This window comes from Methylomonas fluvii, assembly GCF_014850975.1.
In the GTDB taxonomy this organism is placed as follows: domain Bacteria; phylum Pseudomonadota; class Gammaproteobacteria; order Methylococcales; family Methylomonadaceae; genus Methylomonas; species Methylomonas fluvii.
In genome coordinates this window covers 38,730-55,436 of sequence record NZ_JACXST010000004.1, presented here as the reverse complement: position 1 = coordinate 55,436, position 16,707 = coordinate 38,730, and the positions used below count along the sequence as shown (strand labels likewise).

Below are 16,707 nucleotides of genomic sequence, written 5' to 3'. Positions count from 1 at the left end.
TGCCCGATAGCATTGGCCAGGAACCGAATGAATTGACAGCGGCGGAAACATGTCGGTACTGCCTGCCGTGGAGGTATATGTTATGGACAAACCTGAGCCAATTGCCGATTTAAGCGACGATGAGCGCAAACTGCTGATTGAAGGATTGACAGCGTTGCGTCGGGAGCGTGGTCAGGCGTGGAATCTGGCCTGTGATGCTGCCGATGCGAATGGTAGGCGCCGACCTTCCTTGCGTCAGTTCGGTATCGATGATATTAAACGGCTTGCTCGGCGAATTGGCGGAAGAAATGCCCATACCCACTGGCTTGAAGAGTACCGGTAAGTCGTTTTCTATACGGTTCGTCATACCCATCAAAAAATAAGTCAATCGAACATTGTTTTATAGAGCCAGTATTCTGCACTGAGAAAAACGACATTTCTGGGGTTCTGGCTTAGAATCGCCACTATCATCACAAGCCGCGTTAAGATGAGGCGATTTTGAAAAATATAGCTGGGAATGACGTATCCATTTTTTTATTCCGCTTTGAATTACGCGGTCATGCCATCGACTTTGTTTTGAATGAGGCGATTGCCGAAGATATGTACCCCGATATCGATGAGAAAATGAAACCGCTCGTCCATGCCTGTTGCGAAACACTTTTGCGATACAGACACCTCAGTGTGAGTAATACCATTATGGATGGCAATTTTCTGGTTACCGGAGAATTTGAGGTCATGCTGAGTAAGGGGCTAGGACAACACTTTGCGCATGACGAAAAGCAGCGGTTATTCCATGATGCCAAAAATATCGCCGATCTTCTGGGGGAGGTTATGGACAGGGGAACCCAAGAAGAGAAAAACGGAATACAACGGAACCTACCCCCAATAGAGCATACGCCAAATCCCAAGAAGATAAAAAAAGGGCTTGAGACGCTGGGGAAAACCAAACACCAACAGGCAAAAAGGCAATGGCTTGCAGAGGGAGTACCAATACGGCCAGGGTTAAGGCAGTTGCGTCCTGAGGATTTACCGCCTCATGTCACCGCTTCCAGTGGCTATGACCATAGAGGGCTTTGCTATGTCTTCGATCATAAAACACTGGGGGAGCTGGGGCGGATTGTCATGATCAAGGCCGGGGAACAAGAAATGTTGATGCAGGCCGATTTATACGTAGGGCAGGAAACCCCGGAATCCGCTATTGTAAAAAAGAAAACGGCAATATTTGAGGAAGTGGTTGCAACTGTCAACGCCTGCTTTATATAAATAAGGCATAACCAAATTCAATGCGCGTCCGAATACATTGCTTACGTGAACGTGGCAGGCCACTCCCAAAACATCAGTTCGCATTTAAGCCTGCGCCGGTCGGATGGCTCACTGTGCACGAAGAACGCGATAACGTATTAAACCGATACACCAGAGTCGCCAGGTACCGGGCGATGGAAAATAGCAACGAGCTATTACCGGCCTTGCGAGACGCTCAGTTGGTTGAATTGACGCGTGAACGCTTAATCCTATCGGGAATAGAACGACAGGAAGACTTGGTTATCAATAAGATCGAGGACTTTGCCCAAACTTGGGTGTGCTGGCTTGATGCGGAAACATAAAGCCAGATAGCAACTACGAAGAAAATGAAGAGTTGAAGCGCTATTTGAAGAGCTCTATCTTTCGCTTTTTGAACTCTGCGGGTGATATTTCTCCTGAGTCCCTTTGGGATTTCAATTCCTCCCACTTAGCTTTCCTTTCTTGCTTGGCTATCCCTTCCCCCTCCCAAGGCGCATAGCCACAGGCCATAGCTCCAGTAATATCTTCTTGGCTATATCCACGATCCCTCATTTCGTGAAGAAAATCCCAATCGCCCATTTTGTTCTCCTAATCTGTTCTAACGAATTCGGCCTAATTTACAAATACGTTATCTTTAAACCATCAATTTTAATTACTTTTCCTTTTTGTAACTCATTAATTATTTTTTCGGCATCAGCATCTGAAAGTGCTCCCTTATATTGATACATTGCTTTGATAAAATTTAGTAGTGCGGCCTTTTTTTGTGGCTTAGACTTTAAAAGCCTTTCTACTACATAAGCCAAGGTATCGTTATTTTGTTCTTTGCTATTAGTGTTTTCAGATTTTTTCGGTTCTTGTACTCTTTTTTCCGGATGAAGCTCTTCTTCCTCTTTTCTTGCTAACTGTATTAGCAACTGGGCAAGACGTAGCTTGTCTCGATAAGGTAATTGCTCGCAAGCCAAAGCTAAAACTTCGTAACTCATTTGTTATCCTAACGGAATTAAACTTTCGAAATACTAGTGCAAAAAATCATTGTTAACTGTGATCTTCGTCATACTCCATTTCAGTTAGTTCTGAAAGCTTTTGAAGCTGAACATGGGGTGCGAGAATAGTATGGATTGGCTGATTGCGGATGAATTGCCGTCATTAACTTTGGCTAAGTCACGGGCAGTTTAGGGTCGATTGCAACAATTCGCCACTTCCATCGCTACTGCTGGATTCGTATCGGAATCGATGGCCTGAGTGGAATCGGAACTGGTTGCTGGAATACGCAAAATAGGTTTATTAAGCGTGACAAAATTTTCTGGGGTTCCGGCTTACAACCCCTTATAGTAAACCCAAAAGCCCCTAAGCAATGCCGGTAGAGCCAAACAAATTAGACGCAACTCACACGACACGTGTCGAGTGCAATATGTCGTTGGGTCTCGCCTCGACCCAGAGCTTAGGTCTCACAGGCGCTATGCCCCTAGAGAGCGAATGCTTTGCATGGGCCTGTTTTCCATCCGGCACGTCCATTCTCGTTAGCAGCGCAACCATCAGTCTCTGAGAAACACGTAATACCCATTGGGGCGTGATCTGATCGAGGCTCCCGAACACAATGCATCATGGACGGCCGATCTACACAATACGGAACCAAATGCGGATTCTGTTGCTGACACTGTTCCTTTGTGTCGTAGCAGTTCTGTACATGCGAAGCGCCTGGTGGAATAGCACAGTATTCCTTGCCAAAACCCGCGTTTAGGACATCATCGCGCGTCGGAGTGAGGGACGTCTCACCATATCGATGAGGGTTGCTAGGGGGGCTGCTCGGCGTCTCAGAGCGAGACACGAGTGGGTTCGCCACTGAATCGTTTACTTTGAGTTTGACCTGTTGCTGAACGTTCAGGAGTTCCTTGTATAGACCAAACTTTTGCTGAGTATTGAGATCATTCGCGTTTGCAACCATTCCGCAGAATAAGTACAGACTTCGCATCTGCAGCAGAGACAGTTCTGTCGCACTTGCGCTGGGAGGTACAGCGAGAATTGTTGTTTCAGCCGAGCCTTTGAGCGTTCCTGTAGCCTTGGCAATTTTGAAGGCCGTGTCCGCTGTAGCTTGAAGTTCGGCGGCACTGCGTTGATTGACCTCGGCTCGTGGATCTAGTGGTGAACAGTCCATTTGTGCGTGAGCAACTTGCACCAAAGTAAGAAGCGAAAGTGCAGCAGCGCCTAGTTTCATGGAATCGTGTCCTGTCGACTTAAATACATGTGGGTGTGGGTGTATGGTCCAATTGCCGTCATTGAATCACGTTAGGGGAAAGCCGGCAACGGGTCGGTCGCGACAATTCGCCACCCTCAAAAGCCAACATTCTCTACCGGTGAATTCCTATCGGAATCGATGGCCTGAGTGAAATCGGAACTGGTTGTACTCGAATACGCAAAAAGCCTCTACGGCAACGAAGGGCTAATGAAATTAGCTTAGACGCTATTGCCAATTTTCGCACGAATCCTTACGGTCACCGATTAACTATCAACGCTATAAACACATCAATTTAGGGTGCAACTGGCTGGCCGGTCAAGCCAGCACAGTTACGAACATGCCTATCATTCTCGTTCTAAGAACCACATGCACTCGGATTTTTTCATAATTTGTGTCATTAGTTTTTCACTAATTTGACACACTTTTCGCCACAAAACTTGAAAAATCTCGGTTTTTGTGCGATTAAATTTGCAATATTTCGCACTCAGTGGTTTAGCAACCTGCAATCCACAGCCGCAGTTATTTTTGCGTTCAGTTTTCTAACTGGACCGTTCATTCATTGTCGAGGGTGCGCTGACCACGACACATCCGTCGATTCCTTTCATCTTCAAGACGCCTTCCTTGAACTTTGCATGCTCCTGCGTCGAACGCGTGCAATCCCACAGGAAGCTGACGATCCGCGCATCCTCGTATTTCGCGTCGACGCGATAGAGAGACGCATCTTCGGCAATCTCGCCAATGAGCGTCTGGAAGGACTTCTTCACGTCTTTCCGATATTTGACCTCGATGATCGTATGCAGCGACGGCAGGTAAAGATCAATGCGCGGATTCTTCTGCCCCACGGGCTGAAGATTCACTTCGTCCGCGATGTCGTTGAAGATCGGCGCGAGTAGGACATAGAGAAGGTTCTGGACGTGATACTCGTTTTCTACCTGCCACTTGATAGGTTCGGCGCCTTTCGTGCGCCCCGCGTATTCCCATGTCCAGCGCTTGAGGCCGACGGGGATATGCTCCAGAAATCCTATAAGGTCGTCGATGCTCCAACCCTTAGGCGGCACCACGGCCACGTCCTGATTGACCTGATCGAAGACGTAAACCATCAGACTCAACAGTGCCGTCGAAGCGTATTCTTGCGCCTGCGCCCGGAACTCGGCCATGAAGCGACTAATCAGAGAAAGGCGGATCTGATGATCGTCAATTCGCTGTATCTTCCGATAGTGAAGAAAGAGCGGTACGCAAGCAGTCACATGGACAGCTGACTCGGTGTTGCGGACATACGCCGCGATATCTTTCTCGAAAAGGTTAAAGTGGTCACCACTGGCCTGCTGAGCCAAAAACCCTGAAATCCAGTTCTCGAACTCACGGGCGATGCGCACGTCTTTCATCTGCTCTACCAGCCACTTAACCGCCATGACGCCGAACATATCGGAAACCCACGGGCGAGGCGTGGAGTCGATCTTGGCGGCTTGGCCGAGTAGGCGGGAGACATCCTGGCTCGAAACGGATTCATCCAGAACACCGAGGCCCGCAATCGTGCATCGTTGATACAAGGAGAGCATCGCAAAATCGAAGGATGGAGCCCCGTCCTTCGACATTCCCAGAAAATGCAGGAATGAGGATTTGAAGGGATCGGGGTGCGCACTCTCGCTCACCTTGTGGTGCAGATACTCGCGTAACTGGTACGCATTTTCCTTCTCTATAGAAACCATTGGGACTGCCCGATCTTCCCGATCATCACCGAGTCACTCCAGCCCGGAAGTTGATTAAGCCATCCGAGATTCCGGGCGATCAGGTCAGAATAGCTAATAGTCACCGGCATCGGATTAGGAAAGTAACTACGCCACGAATGCGAAGCAAAGCTGAAGAGCTGGGCGCTCAAATATTTGATGTCCTTGAAGGTCGAGTCCTTGTGAACATCAAGGATCAAGCCGCGCGGATGTCCATCTGTATCTTGTCGTAGTTCGCGCTGGCCGATCAGATAGATAAGCATCTCGTGTTTAGAAAGCTTAAACATCCTACCGCGCATTGGAGCCAGCCGTCCCTTCTGCACGCCGGCAGTCGCGGAGTCAAACATATGCAGGCCATGATCCTCCGAGATTTTCAGGAAGGTGTATTCAATCTGATACTCACGGTATTTGTCGATCACGGCGCGGACGGCTTCGATCTCTTCCTTGTTGAACTTCTTGATCTGCGCATGAAAGATCAGGCGGATCGTATCTCCTTTCTGCCAGTTCATCCGCTTTTGAATTTTTTCTATCGTCTCTCCAAGCACAGCGGTCAATGCTTCGCAGTAGGCTTCCGGTACGACCGCCTTTGAGGTATTCGAGACGATGTAGCTGCCGTCTCCGGAAAAGACGGTGGTGATACCCATGATTCGCTGATTGTCGGCGCCACGCTCCTGCCCGATATTCGCACTGCCGATGCCAATCACGAGTTCGTGTGAGAGAGTCGGCGAGGATTTGAGAAGCCAAGGGACGCCGCCCATCTTCGCGTAGCAAGCCAATGCCATATTGTTGAGCGAGTATCCCAGCGTATTGTCACGCTGCAAAAGAAGCTCTATCGTAAAGTCCTGCACCGGAACCTGATGCGTAAAGAAAAGGCTTTTCACGAGATAATACGGATTCTCTGTGACCTCAAGTTTCTTGAAAGACTGCCGGACCTGAACGAGGGCCAGGTCCCAGCGCCCACCGTCCTCGGTTTTCTTGCGGATCGCCGCCTCGATAGCGTTCTTGTAACCCTCAACGCTATCGGTGGCTGTCGTGAACACTTCAACACGGCTAGTTCCGAGCGCGAACTTGCCTTCAAGACCATTACTGAAATACTTGCTGTTCGATATTCCTTTCAAAAGCTTGCGAATGAACTGCTCGACTCGTCCTTTGTCGTGTTGGGCACAGATCACGCAGATCGACGGGTCGTTCCTATCGAAGGTGCGCTTAGTATAAGGGCCGCTCTGTGTCAGCCCCTTCTCAGTCCAATCTGCTTGGCCGTTATCGTTGAAGACGAACACCGGCTTCTGCATTTGTCCGCAGTCCTTTTGTATGTCGGGTGAATCCTCGATCTCGATGCGCGTTCCATCGATCAGCGGAATTGTGTTTGATTGTATGTACTTCTTAAGCTTATCTATGCGGACTTTCTTGTTCTCACCGCCATTGAATGCGGAAACGGCTTGCCGTATACGTTCGAGGATTGAGTCCTTCTCCGCACCGTGGGTATGCAGAATGTAGTCGTCGAAGTTTGTCCGGTTGGCTTCAAGGTAAACGTCTTTTGCTTCGATCTGGATGGATTGTCCGTCAGGCCGCGTGATATGGAGTGTTTCACCGTTACAGGGTGCATTTAAACAAACGACACCAAAGTCCCATAGGATTTTGATCGGTGGCAGGGTATTAAACGGTATAGGTGTGTCAAAAAAGCGTCGAAGCGCAGTCAATTTTGAATCAATTTTTAGCCTAAAAAGGCCCATAGAAAAGCGAAAAGCGGTCATGCCCAGAATGGGGTGTCCGGTGAGAGAGTGGCCGGGATGTAGAATTGGACGCAGGAAGGGACGGCTTAGCGATTGCTGGCTTCGGGTTTTCGGGGTGGAAAGATAGGCCTCCGAAGGCAGAGTTCGGCGGCCTGGTTTTGGGCTGGATCACTCGACAGATGCGCCTGACGGCTGCATCCTATCGGCCATCCGGTTTAACGCACGTTATCGCGTTGTTGCCTGCTGGCGTCTTGATACCATCGGCCCTTTCCAATGCGGTCATTTCGGGACTCTACACCTTCACGGTCAGCATTACCTGTTACCATTGCTCCTCGCCTGCTTTCGTGCCTACGCATCAAGCGCACTGTTACCAGTTCGCCTGCAAGGCTCGATACCCAGCCCGTGGCTAGCGGTTACTGGGGCGGGGTTCTCACCCGCTAGAATGTGCAGCATTGCCCAGCCGCAACCAAGACCTGACCCCTTGACCCCGTAAGTCCACGATGCGGAACCCCTCAAAGGTTTCGCCTTACGGCCTTATTTTCCAGAATATATTCTTTTTACTTTATTGCTCTTGATATCAACGACGTATTTTTTCTTGCCACCACTTCCCAAAATACCACCAAATTGCTCTGGATTTTTTATTTTAAATTCAACTATAAATCTTGGTGTTTTTTTTAACTTTCTTATCGTCACTGTATAGTTGCTTTTATTAGCCGCATATACTGAGTAACTATTTTCGCCATACTTCCTTATATCTTCTTGCAAAAATTTATTGTGAATCTGTTCTGAAAACATATTCAAAGCAATAAGATATGCATTTAATTCATCTTTTTTAAGTTGATCACTTATTCTATCGTTAACATCAAATGCTTTTAACTCACATAAGACAGGTGTCGAGACAAAAACCAAACACATCAATAACACAAGAAAATTATTTTTTGCAAAATGGGACATTTTTACCCTTCCTTCCATATTTTGCTGTCTTAGGATCATATTTTTGAATATTCCAATCTGGATTTATCATTACATTTGGTTTGTGAATAATATCCCTAGATGCAATTATGTCCTCTGGAGAGAATATATTATTACGATTCTCACCATTGATTACAAATTTTGGATCAAAACCCGCGTGTGTATGAAAAAGCTCTACAATTGAATACTCGACATTGCCTGGCACATCATGTAACAGTGGAGAGCTTTCACTGTCACCGACTTTTGTTTCGGTATACCTATAAAGACTTTCACCATCTATTTTATATACCGACCCACTATATTCTCTATTTTCTGATATAGATTGAGCATTGATTTCCAACAATGCTACAACAGCAGCTTCATCTGGTGTTCGATATGTATCAATGTTGGCTCTTAACCCATACCTATCAGTGTAAAGTAAAGGATTATTCCCCACATAGGTATAAGTATTAATGCCCCCCGCCAACCCAATCGGATCAGACTGAAGATAGCGCCCCTGCCCCGGATGGTAATAGCGTTCCATGTTGTAATGCAATCCGGTTTCCTGGTCGTAATATTGACCGGGAAATCTCAAGTTATAGGTAAACGTGCCCAGCCCACTGGGGTTACTGTTAGGCTGACTGATGCCAAAGGGCTCGGACTGATCCCAACGCCAGACGATGGCGCCGGCGTTATTTTTGATGACGCGAGGTGTATCGAGGTGGTCTGTATCAATAGTATAGAGGGCTGTGGCGTTGGCGTCCTGCATCATGATCAAGACCGGCGTATCGCCAAGATAGACGGTTTCCTGGATCGGGTCGCCCAGCTGACGATATTCGCCGCTCAAGTGGCCGGCCGGATCGTAAATATAATGGGTGAAGGCCTGAGGATCCGTGGTGATCTGGCTGTATTTGTCTCTGACGCAATTAACATCCACCATGGTGACGACATTGTCGCGATTGCAATCGGCGGCCAAATCCTGCACATAGCTACCCTTGGCGATGACGACGGTTCTACGGTAATCGATTAGGTTGATTCTGCCGTCGTGATTGGCATCGCCGGCCAAATCGGTCGGGCGGCTACGCCATTTGCCGCTACGCTGACCCAGGCCGTTGTAGTAATACCAGGTGCGGCTAAGGCTATTGATAACTTCAACTAAGCGTCCGGCGTTGTTGTAACGGTATTGGTTGACGCCATCGCTGACGACACGCCCCACCGCATCGTATTGATAATGTTGCGTGGCGCTGGCCGAGAGGCGGTTACTGACCGCTTCGTAGCGATTGTCGATACGCCCTCCATCAACGGTTTTGCTAATACGGTTGCCGTCCGCGTCGTAACCGTAGTCGTGATGCGTGGCGGAGGATTGGTATTGGTTCAAGCGATCCAGTTCGTCGTAGCCGAAACTCTGTGGGTTCGTCGGGGTGCCAGGCGTGGCAATGGCCTCATCGCTGCTTTGGCTGATTCGGTTGTTGCCATTCCAAACCAGATTGCGGGTGTGGTCGCCTAGGGTTACGGTGGTGATGCGACCGGTGAGATCGTAATCGCGGTTATAACGAATGCCGCTGCCGGCCCAAGTCCAGCCTTGCACACTGCCTAAGGCTTGCCAGGTGATGCCGGTAACGGTCGGTACGCCATCCACGTCGATTTGACTAATCCGACCGGCGGCGTCGTAATGATAGGCCACGACGCGTCCGGAAGGATAGGTCAGGCTGCTCACCCGACCGTCGGCATCGTATTGGCGTTGCAAGGAAAAAATCGGTCCGCCAGTCTGCTGTTCGATAAGCCGTCCGTTCAGGTCATAGCGCCAGGCAGAGCTTCCGCCGTCGTCGTTGGACGCGATACCGGTTAATCGTCCCAGTCCATTGATGCCTTGATCGTATTGCAAGGTGGCGGATTCGGTCACCGAACCGGCTTTGGCGCGCTGAATGCGTATCGGTCGGTTGATGCTGTCGTAGTCATAACTCGTGACCACGCCATCGGCATCGGTGGCGGAGATAAGATTGCCGGTCGCATCGTATCCGTAGTCATGATTACCTGTGTCAGGCGAAACCAATTGGACCCTATCGCCGAAGCCGTTGCGGAGGCTGTTGGTCATCAATCCTCGTGGATCGGTGACTTGGGTCAATTGATCGTGTGCGTCATAGAAATAATCGGTCTGACCATTTAGGGCGTCGCTGTTGCGAATCAGCCGGTTGAGGCTGTCGTATTGGCTGAGAGTGGCGTGGCCGTTGGCGTCGGTCAGTTTGGTCAGGTTACCGTTGGCATCGTATTGGTATTGGCTGGTCTGGTTGTAAGCGCCGATGTCTTGGGCCAGGCGGTTCAAGGCGTCGTAGACGCGACTGCGGGTTTTAACCACGGCACCGCTGCTGTCGAGAATGTCTTCTTTGGTGCGGTTCCCCATCGCATCCAGCGTGTAATGAAGTTTGCCGCCCAGGGCATCGGTGATGTCGGTCAGGCGGTGCGCGGCATCGTAGCTGTAGTTGATAAACACGCCGGTGGGCAGGGTCACTTTGGTCAGGTTGCCGACGGCGTCGTAAGTGTATTGGGTGCTGTTGCCGTCGACGGTTTTTTGCGTCAGCCGGCCTCGGGCATCGTAGCTTAGGCTGATGACCAGACCGTTGGGATCGGCGATGCTTAATGGCCGTCCGTTGGCGTCGTAGCTGTTGAAAGTGGTGACATGGCCCAAGGCATTAGTCATTTTCCACAAGTCGCCGGGTTTGTGGCTGGCGGTGCTGTCGGCGTAATAAGTGTAAGTGGTAACGTCGCTGACATCGGTGCGCGGGCCGTCGGCGGTCAGAATTTGGCCGAGATTGTTGTAGGTCCAGGTCCAGGTGCGGCTTTGTTGGCTGGCCGTGTCCAGGATGGTTTTGTTCAGCAGATTGCCGGCGGCGTCGTAAGTCAAGTTGATGCGTTGGCCGGCTTGATCGATTTGCGTCGGCAAGCGGTAGCTGGCATGCCACTGGCTGCTAATTTTGCGTTCGATGCTGTTCGGTGCAGGCGTGTAAGTACTCAGATTGGCCGGGCAGCTTGAACCGGACGCCAGGCCTTCGATGCGAGTGGTTTCCAGGTTGCGGGTTAGATCGTAGGCATAGCAGCTGAGGTTGCCGTTGAAGTCGGTGTGGCTGGCGAGGTTGCCGTTGGCGTCATAACTTTGGGTACGGGTTGCCGCAACACTACCGGCACCGGCGGGCTGGCTAATACCGGTCAGCTTCTGAACATTTAAAATTGTTTGAAACGTGTAATGCCGACTGGCATTGAAACTATCGACGACATCGGTGCTGCCGTCGCTGTTATAGGTCAGCGCCACTTGTTCAACGCCGTCAGCGTGTTTGGATAAATTGGCGCGGCCTTGGCTGTCGTAGCTCCAAGTCGCGTAGCGGTTGCCGTTTTCGTCGGTGATGCCGGTCAGGGCATGCGGGAAGGTGGTGTTTTCGTAATGGTAAAGTTTGAAGCTGCCATCCTGATAGATCACTTTGTTCAGGTTGCCCTGACTATCGTATTGATATTGGCTACTCAAGCCGTCTGGGTAGATGACGCTGCTGATCCGGTTGGCGGTATCGTAAGCCAGTTGCAGGCTGTGGCCGAAGGGGCCGGTGACACCGCTCAGGCGTTGATTGCTGTCGTAGCTGTACGAGGTGGTTTGCCCATTGAGTTCAGTACGAGTCACAATGCGACCGGCGGCGTTATAGCGTTCCACCGCACCCAGTTGATCGGTTAGGGTGTAGCCGCTAGCGTCTTGCGTCAGTCTTAACAGGCTATCAGTATCGCCTTGCCAGAGGCCGTTGCTCAAAACAAACCATTCGGCGCGGCCATCCGCCTGATGGATAAAAATCTTGCCGGGCAGTATTTCCAGGCTGGCGGCTAGTTGATGACTCCAACCGTAGCCTATGCTATTAGTATTCCGTAATTGCTGAATACTGTTATAGTGACGCTTGAAAGATAACCCAATATTTTCATTCGAAAAGTCTACGTCTTTTTGATATTTATTTCCTGTTGCGGCATCACATGGATTTCCAACTCTACTGGCGCAGCCACTATTTTCGCCCGCACTCTTTTGGTAATTGACCCCGGCGCACGTCCCATTAGCGTAATTTGGTGCGGAACCATCAGGACATGAAAGATCTGCTCTGCACGCAAATCCCCCTCCACATCCAGTACTTGAGCAATTAATAATAAGTCCTTGTCCATAATAAGAACATTGAGCGGGGCTTAAATACATGTCTGAATGACCCGGCCATCTGGTGTGCCAATCAGCTATACGCCCATTTCCAGAGGGCGGCATAGAAAGCTTGCCGGGAGCGTAGCCATAATCGTACCAGTTCACAATGGTAGCGGGGTAGGTTGCTAATCCAGGTGTTGGCAACATTATTGCCAGAATCAAAGCTGTGACCATCAAAATAGAATGGTTTACGTTATGAATCCACCGAGTAACATAAGCTACGGGCAATATTTTGTTGTGTTTTCTGCTCATATTTATCCAAAAATATTTCCAACAATTTTGTGTCAAGCGATCACCAATAGCGCTTACCACCCACAGCTTTCTGCCGGGTGTCCGGCCGAATTCAGACAACAGCCTTGTATCTGAGCCGTTTTAGGAAGCAGAATATCCAGTCCCAACTATTTATAGTCCGCTCAGCATAGCCGTAAAAAACCTAACGCATGAATGGGGACAGAGGCTAATAACTGTTTTTTGTGACCGAATCTACACTCGGCCTGATTGGATCAGCATTTCAGTTAGCCCAACAAACTTAGAAACCATTACTGGATGAAGATGAGCGCTTCTGGATAGGGAAGTATTGACGTCGGAACCAGCCATAGAGTGTCGGCACGGACACTCTCGGGTTTTTGGCAACATTACGTAGCTGTACGTCATTTTTCCAGCAGCTTCTTGGCTCACTCAATCTTGATATTCCCTATTTCTGAGTGATTAAACAATGGGGTTCATTTGATAACCTTCAGCCCATTTTTCTTGAGCCAGTTGTGGAGATTTGCTTCTGTGGTGTGGTAACGCTGCGCGATGAATCTCTGTGTAGAACCATTCGCCAGTAGACTCTCGATTTCCGGTCGGAATGTATCTAACTTGCTTTTGCCAGGCCCTTTGGGACGACCGAGCGTGAGACCTTGTGCTTTTTTGAAGCGTAGTGCTTCCTTAGTTCGTTGCGAAATCAGATCGCGTTCAATCTCTGCCGCCATTGAAAAAGCCAGTGCAATGATCTTACTCTGGATGCTGTCGTCCAGTTGCCAACTTCCCTTCACCGAATAGACCCGGATACCTTTGCGGGTAGCGAGAGCCAGAATTTCCATGCATTCCAGCATGCTGCGGCCCAATCTCGAAAGTTCAGCCACAATTATGGCATCACCGCTCTGCAATTCTTCTAACACCTGTGCGATTTGACGTTCCCGCCAGGGCTTTCGTCCAGAAGCAATTTCCTCGACGAAATTCACCTTACCCAAATCGTGATGGTTGGCAAAGTGCAGAATATCCGACTTATTCTTCTCAAGATCCTGGTCGAGTGTCGAAACTCGCAGATAAGCGACTGTTTTACGCGTTGCAGGAGCCACTTTAATCGCCATGGTTACGCCATTCGATGAATACTGTAAATTTCAACTTATAAGAGAAGGATATAGATAGAAATATCAAGCATTTTCATCTAATTATTCTTATCGTATATATGATCGTTTAAAGTATAAAGAATTTCTGTACATTTTTCATCTAGTGAGCTCGCCCCATGGCAAGAATGAAAATTTTCAACACCCTGGAGGAGGAAGCATTCGAATCTCCACCGGTGTTCAACAGCGCTGAACGCAAACGGTTTTTCTCCTTGCCTTTGTTGCTAGAAGATTCAATGGTGAACTTGAGGACACCTATTAATAAAGTCTGTTTTCTAGTAGTGGCAGGCTACTTCAAGGCGCGGCGCAAATTCTTTGCCCGACAGTTCCACCAGACAGATATTGAGTATGTCGCCCGTCAAATCGGCGTTGATCCATCTGAGGTTTTCATCAAGTCTTATAGCAAGGAAACCTATGCCCGTCATCAGCGAGCGATCCTAAGCTACTTCGGTTATTGCCCGTTCGACGAAGCAGCGAAGACCATCATTACTAATGAGATAGCCGCACTGATCCGTGTCCAGTTCCGGCCCAAGCTGGTTCTACTGGAAATCATTCAGGTGCTGACCGTTAAGAAAATTGCGATCCCCAGCTACAATGCGCTGGCCGACCTGATCGTAGCAGCTCTAAACAACCACCAACGCACCCTCAACAAAATCATCGAGACCTGCCTCACAGAAAATCAACGTACCAATCTCGACACTTTGCTGGAAAAAGAACCCAGTAACAGCACTGAAGAGGGTTGGCGTTACCGCCTCACCTTGCTGAAAAAACCCAACCAATCGACCCGGCCAGCGAAAATTAGAGCCAATTTGGTGGATCTGGATACCGTGCAGACACTGTATCTTGATCTCATGCCGGTAGTGCAGCGTCTCAACTTGAGCTACGAAAGCATCCGCTACTACGCCTATTCGGTCATCAAGGCCCAGATTCCCCAGGTTTCGCGCCGAGCAGACGAAGACCGCTTCCTGCACCTGATTGCCTTTATTGTGTATCAGACCTTCAAGCTGAACGATCTTTTGATTGATACCCTGTTAAGCGCGGTGCAAGCGGCGGTCAATGCCGCAGAGAAAGAACAAAAGGAGGTCTATTTCCGAGAACGCGATCAGCGTAACCAGTCCTTCGCCACACTAGTTGAGCAATTTCGGCAAAATGTCCAAGCGACACTATCAGCAATCAGAACTATCGTCGCCGATGCGAAACTAAACGACAGTCAGAAAGTTGTTTTAATCGACGGCGTGCTGAATGATAAACCGACCAAGCCAGCACAGGTCGAACAGCAAATCGACGAGTTCAAGCAATCTGCGGTAAAGATTCAGCAGGGCCAAGACTACTTTGCGTTATTGGAAACACGTTCACTCAAATTGCAACACCGCGTTGCTGACATTGTGCGCCAGGTGCAGTTTGCGCCGAACTGTAGCAAGCCAGCATTGTGGACTGCATTATGCCATTACCAGCAAAAGGACGGCAATGTAGACAAGAGCGCTCCCGTGGACTTTCTGGTCGAGGATCAGCGCGTGGCACTGACCTCTACCGATGGCAAATTTCGCGTATCGTTGTACAAGGCGTTGTTCTTTGTCGAGGTCGCAGAAGCCATCAAGTCCGGTGCGTTGAATCTGCTGCACTCTGAAAAATTCCGCTCTCTCGATGAATACATGATCCAGAAGGCGGATTGGGAAGTGAACCGTGCCGAATATCTGCAACGCGCTCGGCTCGAAGGCTTTGCCGACTGCAAGGCCACCTTAAAAGCTTTGGAAAAAGAGCTTGATGCCCGGTATAAGGAAACCAACCAGAACTTGATAGATGGCAAAAATCCTTACCTGACAATACGACCTGATGGCAGCTTCCATGTGAGCACCCCGAAACAGGAAGAGGTGGAATGCTTGTCTCTTGGAACCTTCTTCCCGGAACGGAAATATATTTCCATGCTTGAAATGTTGGCGACAGTGGATCATGCCACAAATTTTCTCGACGAATTTGAGCATTGGCAGATCAAATATCAACGAGCCAGACCACCCAAGAAAATTCTCTTTGCCGGCATTATCGGCTATGGCTGTGATATTGGCCATCGTAAACTGGCGCAAATTTCCAAGCAGATCGATGATGGCGAGTTGGACAATGCGGTCAACTGGTACTTCTCGCTACAGAACGTCCAGGGCGCCAATGATCGAATCCTGCGATTGACCGACCGGATGAACTTGCCGAACATCTACCGTAATCAGTCCGATTTGCTGCACACCTCCAGCGATGGGCAGAAAATTGATGTGGCCGTGGATTCCCTTAACGCCAATTACTCTTTCAAATATTTAGGCAAAGACAAGGGTGCTAGCGCGGTGACGTTTATCGACATGCGCGGTCTAATGTGGCATTCCATGGTGATCAGCTCCGCCGAACGTGAGGCCCACTACGTGATCGATGGCCTGATGCACAACGATGTCATCAAGAGCGACATACATTCGACCGATACGCACGGCTACTCAGAAGTCATATTTGCGTCAACCTATCTCTTGGGTTTTGAGTTTGCTCCGAGAATCAAGGGCGTTGGTCGGCAGCAACTCTATGCTTTTAAGCACCGTAAACATTACGAGGAACAAGGATACTTGTTACTGCCAGACCACTATATCCGAGAAAACCAGTTTGAGGACCAATGGGATGATGTTCTGCGCTTTATCGCAACCATCCGATTGAAGATCGCAACTGCCTCACAGCTTTTCAAGCGCCTGAATTCCTATTCCAAGCAGCACCCGCTATACCGGGCCTTGAAGGAATTCGGTAAAATTCCGAAGTCGCTCTTCATTTTGAAATACTGTGACATTCTTGAATTCAGGCAGGCAATCGAGAAACAGCTCAACAAGGTCGAGAGTTCGAACAAATTTTCCAAGGCGGTCTCTTTTGGTCATAGTTCGGAGTTCATGCAAAGCGAAAAGGAAGACCAGGAGATTGCCGAAGCTTGCCGGCGGCTGATCAAGAATGCTGCCGTGTGCTGGAATTACCTCTATCTCTCACAGGAGCTTGCTACGGAGAAAAACGAGAAGCGCCGGGCGGAATTGATCGAAGCGATTCGTAACGGCTCGGTCGCCACCTGGAAGCATTTCAACCTGCACGGGGAGTTCGATTTCTCGGATGAGCGAATGGTCGATTCGATGGGCTTGGCAGTTCCCAAAAATCCTGACTTAAAACCGGACTAAAATTG

The 16,707-nt window shown here is 49.3% G+C and carries 12 protein-coding genes and 1 pseudogene; 3 read left to right on the top strand and 10 right to left on the bottom strand.

Annotated elements, in window-relative coordinates:
- Window positions 1-109: 109 nt before the first annotated feature.
- Window positions 110-346: a hypothetical protein gene (locus EBB_RS25570; RefSeq protein ID WP_165786298.1), complete on the bottom strand. Its 237-nt coding sequence runs from the start codon at window positions 344-346 to the stop codon at window positions 110-112.
- 131 nt (window positions 347-477) lie between these two features.
- On the opposite strand from EBB_RS25570, the gene EBB_RS25565 reads away from it, so the two are divergent.
- Window positions 478-1,242, top strand: coding sequence for a hypothetical protein (locus EBB_RS25565; protein WP_192396511.1), 765 nt, complete (start codon window positions 478-480; stop codon window positions 1,240-1,242).
- A 173-nt stretch (window positions 1,243-1,415) separates the two neighbouring features.
- A complete protein-coding gene (locus EBB_RS25560; protein ID WP_165786297.1) occupies window positions 1,416-1,583 on the top strand; it encodes a hypothetical protein in 168 nt (55 codons plus the stop codon).
- A gap of 40 nt (window positions 1,584-1,623) precedes the next feature.
- On the opposite strand, the gene EBB_RS25555 is transcribed toward EBB_RS25560, so the two are convergent.
- The 9 genes and pseudogenes from EBB_RS25555 to EBB_RS25520 form a co-directional block, all read right to left on the bottom strand.
- Window positions 1,624-1,839 (bottom strand): hypothetical protein, encoded by a 216-nt coding sequence (locus EBB_RS25555; protein ID WP_192396510.1) that lies wholly within the window; start codon window positions 1,837-1,839, stop codon window positions 1,624-1,626.
- 38 nt (window positions 1,840-1,877) lie between these two features.
- Window positions 1,878-2,243 (bottom strand): hypothetical protein, encoded by a 366-nt coding sequence (locus EBB_RS25550; RefSeq protein WP_192396509.1) that lies wholly within the window; start codon window positions 2,241-2,243, stop codon window positions 1,878-1,880.
- A gap of 1,792 nt (window positions 2,244-4,035) precedes the next feature.
- Window positions 4,036-5,205: a PD-(D/E)XK nuclease domain-containing protein gene (locus EBB_RS25545; RefSeq protein ID WP_192396508.1), complete on the bottom strand. Its 1,170-nt coding sequence runs from the start codon at window positions 5,203-5,205 to the stop codon at window positions 4,036-4,038.
- Window positions 5,193-6,977 carry an argonaute/piwi family protein gene (locus tag EBB_RS25540; protein ID WP_223146929.1) on the bottom strand — a complete coding sequence of 595 codons (1,785 nt, stop codon included), beginning with the start codon at window positions 6,975-6,977 and terminating at the stop codon, window positions 5,193-5,195. Before EBB_RS25540 ends, EBB_RS25545 begins: the two co-directional genes overlap by 13 nt.
- 513 nt (window positions 6,978-7,490) lie before the next feature.
- Window positions 7,491-7,910, bottom strand: coding sequence for a hypothetical protein (locus EBB_RS25535; protein WP_192396507.1), 420 nt, complete (start codon window positions 7,908-7,910; stop codon window positions 7,491-7,493).
- Window positions 7,888-11,697, bottom strand: coding sequence for an RHS repeat-associated core domain-containing protein (locus tag EBB_RS25530; protein WP_192396506.1), 3,810 nt, complete (start codon window positions 11,695-11,697; stop codon window positions 7,888-7,890). The genes EBB_RS25535 and EBB_RS25530 overlap by 23 nt, the downstream gene beginning before the upstream one ends.
- A gap of 69 nt (window positions 11,698-11,766) precedes the next feature.
- Window positions 11,767-11,862: pseudogene (locus EBB_RS26830) on the bottom strand (DUF6531 domain-containing protein); the annotation flags it as partial.
- Between the two features lie 11 nt (window positions 11,863-11,873).
- Window positions 11,874-12,095, bottom strand: coding sequence for a hypothetical protein (locus tag EBB_RS25525; protein ID WP_192396505.1), 222 nt, complete (start codon window positions 12,093-12,095; stop codon window positions 11,874-11,876).
- A gap of 753 nt (window positions 12,096-12,848) precedes the next feature.
- On the bottom strand, window positions 12,849-13,481 hold the full coding sequence (locus EBB_RS25520; RefSeq protein ID WP_192396504.1) for a recombinase family protein: 633 nt from the start codon (window positions 13,479-13,481) through the stop codon (window positions 12,849-12,851).
- 155 nt (window positions 13,482-13,636) lie between these two features.
- On the opposite strand from EBB_RS25520, the gene EBB_RS25515 reads away from it, so the two are divergent.
- Window positions 13,637-16,702 (top strand): Tn3 family transposase, encoded by a 3,066-nt coding sequence (locus EBB_RS25515; RefSeq protein ID WP_192396503.1) that lies wholly within the window; start codon window positions 13,637-13,639, stop codon window positions 16,700-16,702.
- Window positions 16,703-16,707 lie beyond the last annotated feature (5 nt).